This is a genomic window from Kitasatospora sp. NPDC059803 (assembly GCF_042732255.1).
Taxonomy (GTDB): domain Bacteria; phylum Actinomycetota; class Actinomycetes; order Streptomycetales; family Streptomycetaceae; genus Kitasatospora.
Genome location: NZ_JBHWIJ010000441.1, coordinates 1 through 5,019, shown reverse-complemented (window position 1 = coordinate 5,019; position 5,019 = coordinate 1). Strand labels below are relative to the sequence as shown.

Here is a 5,019-nt window from a genome sequence, read left to right as displayed (position 1 = left end):
GCCTTCACGTTTACCCCGGTTGGGGCGTAGGATCATCCGTCCGCTCGTTTTCCGGAGCCGGATTCCGCCGCTACCACCGAGGCCATGCAGAGCAACACGGACACCACCGCCGCCACCGACCGCGAGACCGTACGCGAGCGCGAGATCGCCGGTGAGCAGCAGCACCTCGACACCGTCTACCACCGGCTGGAGGAGAAGCTTGCCGAGGCCGAGTACATCCTGGAGGACGCCGCCAAGCGGGTCCACGTCGGCACCCCCGGCGCGCTCGCCGAGCGCGACGCCCAGGTCTACCGGGCCGGCGCCCACCTCCAGCGCCTGAACAACGAGTTCGAGGACTTCCTGTTCGGCCGGATCGACCTCCAGCGGGCGGACGCCCCGGAGGAACACGGCATCCCCTCCGACACGCCGCTCGACCCGGCCGACCCGGCCGTCGCCGAGACCCTGCACATCGGCCGTCTCGGTGTGCTGGACGCCGAGTACGGGCCGCTGGTGATCGACTGGCGGGCGCCCGCCGCCGCGCCGTTCTACCGCGCCACCCCGGTCGAGCCGGGCCGGGTGGTCCGCCGCCGGGTGATCCGCTCCAAGGGGCGCAGGGTGATCGGCGTCGAGGACGACCTGCTGCGTCCCGACCTCACCCCGACCCTGAACGGCCGGGAGCTGGCGGTGGTCGGCGACGGCGCACTGATGGCCTCGCTCGGCCGCGCCCGCAGCCACTCGATGCGCGACATCGTCTCCTCCATCCAGAAGGAGCAGGACGAGGTGATCCGGGCGGCCGCCGCCGGCGCCACGCTCGTCACCGGCGGCCCGGGCACCGGCAAGACCGCCGTCGCCCTGCACCGCGCCGCGTACCTGCTGTACCAGGACCGCCGCCGCTACGCCGGGGGCATCCTGGTGGTCTCGCCGACCCCGTTGCTGGTCTCCTACACCGAGGGCGTGCTGCCCTCGCTCGGTGAGGAGGGGCAGGTCGCCATCCGCGCGGTCGGCTCGCTGGTGGACGGCGTCGAGGCGGGCACCTACGACAGTCCGGAGGCGGCCCGGGTCAAGGGCTCGGGCCGGATGGTGCAGCTGCTGCGCCGGGCGGCTCGGGCCGCGCTGGAGCTGGGTGCGCCGCAGGAGCTGAAGGTGGTCGCCCGCGGCGAGGTGCTCAAGCTGGACGCGGGCCGGCTCAAGGCCGTGCGCGGCAACGTGATCGGCGCCGGCGGCACCCCGCTGAACCTGCTGCGCCCGCGCGCCCGCCGGATGCTGCTGGACGCCCTGTGGCAGGAGCTCACCCGGCACCTGCCGAAGCCGACCGACCACTACGCCCGCGAGCAGCGCCAGGAGGAGAAGGAGTCCTTCGACGAGTACGTCTCGGACGAGGCGCCGTTCCTGGACTTCCTGGACGCCTGGTGGCCCGCCGTGACCCCGCGCCGGGTGCTCGGCACGCTCAAGCAGCACCGGCACATCAACCGGATCGCCCGCCGCGCCGTCTCCCCGGACGAGGCGAGGCTGCTGGCGGCGTCCTGGCGCCAGCTGTCCCCGAACGGCGAGGGCGCGCTGTCCGCGCACGACGTCGCGCTGGTGGACGAGCTCCAGGTGCTGCTCGGCGAGGCGGCCCGGCCGAAGGTGCGCGAGGTGAACGCGGTGGACCTGCTGAGCGGGCTGGAGGAGGTCACCACCTTCGCCGACCGCAGCTCCCGTCAGCGCGAGCGCGTCCCCGTCGAGCGCACCGAGTACGCGCACGTGATCGTGGACGAGGCGCAGGACCTCACCCCGATGCAGTGGCGCATGATCGGCCGCCGGGCCCGGATGGCGACCTGGACGATCGTCGGCGACCCGGCGCAGTCCTCCTGGCCGTTCCCGCAGGAGGCGCAGGCCGCGCTGGACGAGGTGCTGTCCGGCAAGCCGCGCCGCCGCTTCACGTTGACCGTCAACTACCGCAACCCGGCCGAGATCGCCGAGGTCGCGGCCAAGGTGCTGGCGCTGGCCGCGCCGGGCACCCCGTCGCCGACCGCGGTGCGCCGGGTCGGCGTCGAGCCGCGCTTCGCGGCCGTCGTGGATCCCGCCCCGGAGGCCTTCGGCGCGGCGGCCCGGGCGGAGCTGGAGCGGCTGCTGGGCGAGGTGGACGGCACCGTGGCGATCGTGGTGCCGATGGACCGCCGGGCCGAGGCGGCCGGCTGGGCCGAGGGCCTGGGCGAGCGGGCGGTGGTGCTGGGCAGCCTGGAGGCGAAGGGCCTGGAGTACGACGCGACCGTGGTGGCCGACCCGACCGGCATCGCCGGCGAGTCGGAGGCCGGCCTGCGGGTGCTGTACGTGGCGCTCACCCGGGCGACCCAGCGGCTGACCGTGCTGTCCGGTCCGGACGACCTGCCGGACGCGGCCGGCGTGCCCGCGCTGCTGCACGGCTGACGGCCGGTCCGCCGGACGAAGAAGGCCCCTCACCGGATGGTGAGGGGCCTTCAGACGTTAGTGACACCGACCCGCCATGCTCGCCTCGCGGCAAGTGGTCCCTCGAAGGGACGAAGGTTGGGCCCGGGGGCTTGGATCGAGCCGGTGTCCCGTCCAATGTAACGCATCGGCCCGGAGAGGCAAGAAGTTGTCGGGTCCACACACTCAATGAACGTTATTTCTGGCTACCCCTTGGAAGGTGCGACGATCGAGGTCTAGCATGCGCAGGCGATGCCTTCAACAAAATGTTGAACCTGCCGCACGGACGGAAGAAGGAAGCGTCGATGGCGACGGTGCCCAGTGTCTCCAACTCGATCACGGTGCGGCTGGAGGTCCCGGCCCGGGGCAACGCCGTCAGTGCGATCACCACGGCCGTGGAGTCCTCCGGCGGTTCGGTGACCGGTCTCGACGTCACCGCCTCCGGCCTGGAGGCGCTGCGGATCGACGTCACGGTGGCGGCCTCCTCGGTCGCGCACGGCGAGGAGATCGTCGAGAAGCTGCGGGCGATCGACGGCGTGTCGATCGGCAAGGTCTCGGACCGCACCTTCCTGATGCACCTCGGCGGCAAGATCGAGATGTCGTCCAAGCTCCCGATCCGCAACCGTGACGACCTCAGCATGATCTACACCCCGGGCGTCGCCCGGGTCTGCATGGCGATCGCCGAGAACCCCGAGGACGCCCGCCGCCTCACCATCAAGCGCAACAGCGTCGCCGTGGTCACCGACGGCTCGGCGGTGCTGGGCCTGGGCAACATCGGCCCGGCCGCCGCGCTGCCGGTCATGGAGGGCAAGGCGGCCCTGTTCAAGCGCTTCGCCGGGATCGACGCCTGGCCGATCTGCCTGGACACCCAGGACACCGACGAGATCGTGGCCATCGTCAAGGCGATCGCCCCCGGCTTCGCGGGCATCAACCTGGAGGACATCTCCGCGCCGCGCTGCTTCGAGATCGAGGCCCGGCTGCGCGAGGCCCTGGACATCCCGGTCTTCCACGACGACCAGCACGGCACCGCGATCGTGGTGCTGGCCGCCCTCACCAACGCGCTGAAGGTGGTCGGCAAGGAGATCAGCGACATCCGGGTGGTGATGTCGGGCGCCGGCGCCGCCGGCACCGCGATCCTCAAGCTGCTGCTGGCGGCCGGTGTCGAGCACGCCACCGTGGCGGACGTGCGCGGTGTGGTCCACCAGGGCCGGGAGGACCTCAACGACAGCCTGCGCTGGATCGCCGAGCACACCAACCGCTCGGGCCGCACCGGCAGCCTCAAGGAGGCCGTGGCGGACGCCGACGTCTTCATCGGCGTCTCGGCCCCGAACGTCCTGGACGGCGACGACCTGGCCACCATGGCCGAGGACTCGATCGTCTTCGCGCTGGCCAACCCGGACCCGGAGGTCGACCCGGCCATCGCCCGGCAGACCGCCGCCGTGGTCGCCACCGGCCGCAGCGACTTCCCCAACCAGATCAACAACGTGCTGGTCTTCCCGGGTGTCTTCCGCGGCCTCCTGGACGCCCAGAGCCGCACCGTCAACACCGAGATGATGATCGCCGCCGCCCGGGCGCTGGCCACCACCGTCGCCGACGACGAGCTGAACGCCAACTACATCATCCCGAGCGTCTTCCACAAGGACGTCGCCAAGACGGTCGCCTCGGCGGTGCGCGAGGCGGCGCTGGCGGGCGTCCAGGAGAGCACGGAGCCGGCCCGTCCGACCCCGGGCATCGTCGGCACGCTCGACGCCTCCTCCTTCCCCACCGTCAAGCTCTGACCGGCGAGGCGGCCGACGTGTCGCTGATCGGTCAAATGTCCGAATAGCGGCCTTACCCGTCCGAGTCCGCCCCGAACCCTTGCGACACAAGGGCGAGGGGCGTGTTTGGGCTTGTCGTGCCTAGGGCGTACGGTAGCCCTGCACGGGGCAGGCGTGTCCGACAAGTACGGAACGTCCCCCTGGTCTTCCGGCGCGTCGTCCCGACCGCCGCCCGGGCCCGGTCCGCCGGAGCCGACGGAGCGTCACACCTCCAACGGGCGGGGTTCGTTCGGGTGTCGTGGCCGGGGCCCGATTGGCTTTCTCGGGGCCGGTCGGGGCAGGATTCGTATCCAGGCAGGCGGACGGGCCTTCGACGGCACCGGCGCGCGGCATCGGGTACGGACCCGGCCTGCGACCACGCATTGCCTGCATGAGCACAGTGTGCGGACCTGCGGCCTATCCGGGTGCCCCCCGGTGGGAGTACCGATGGGCCCCCGCACACCGCAAGCGAACAGACCACAGGAGTACACATGAACCGCAGTGAGCTGGTGGCCGCGCTGTCCGAGCGCGCCGAGGTGACCCGCAAGGACGCCGACGCCGTTCTGGCCGCCTTCGCCGAGATCGTCGGCGAGGTCGTCGCCAAGGGCGACGAGAAGGTCACCATCCCCGGTTTCCTGACCTTCGAGCGCACCCACCGCGCCGCCCGCACCGCCCGCAACCCGCAGACCGGTGAGCCGATCCAGATCGCGGCCGGCTACAGCGCCAAGGTGAGCGCGGGCTCCAAGCTGAAGGAAGCCGCCAAGGGCGCCTGAACCACCCCTTGAACGCCCGAGAGGCCGGGCTCCCCGTCTGGGGC

Annotated in this window: 3 protein-coding genes; all 3 read left to right on the top strand. The window is 72.0% G+C overall.

The window, feature by feature from the left end:
- Positions 1-84: 84 nt before the first annotated feature.
- The 3 genes from ACFV6I_RS37605 to ACFV6I_RS37595 all read left to right on the top strand — a co-directional run bounded on the left by ACFV6I_RS37605 (position 85) and on the right by ACFV6I_RS37595 (position 4,975).
- The gene (locus tag ACFV6I_RS37605; RefSeq protein ID WP_380346430.1) at positions 85-2,388 is read left to right on the top strand and encodes a HelD family protein; all 2,304 of its coding nucleotides are present in this window, start codon (positions 85-87) and stop codon (positions 2,386-2,388) included.
- Positions 2,389-2,711: 323 nt separating this feature from the next.
- Positions 2,712-4,184 (top strand): NAD-dependent malic enzyme, encoded by a 1,473-nt coding sequence (locus ACFV6I_RS37600; protein WP_063349178.1) that lies wholly within the window; start codon positions 2,712-2,714, stop codon positions 4,182-4,184.
- 509 nt (positions 4,185-4,693) lie between these two features.
- Positions 4,694-4,975 (top strand): HU family DNA-binding protein, encoded by a 282-nt coding sequence (locus ACFV6I_RS37595; RefSeq protein ID WP_030059737.1) that lies wholly within the window; start codon positions 4,694-4,696, stop codon positions 4,973-4,975.
- Positions 4,976-5,019 lie beyond the last annotated feature (44 nt).

Excerpts from the sequence above, each read along its gene's own strand:
- ACFV6I_RS37595 (WP_030059737.1), top strand. The coding sequence starts at position 4,694 with ATGAACCGCAGTGAGCTGGTGGCCGCGCTGTCCGAGCGCGCCGAGGTG.
- ACFV6I_RS37600 (WP_063349178.1), top strand. The coding sequence starts at position 2,712 with ATGGCGACGGTGCCCAGTGTCTCCAACTCGATCACGGTGCGGCTGGAG.
- ACFV6I_RS37605 (WP_380346430.1), top strand. The coding sequence starts at position 85 with ATGCAGAGCAACACGGACACCACCGCCGCCACCGACCGCGAGACCGTA.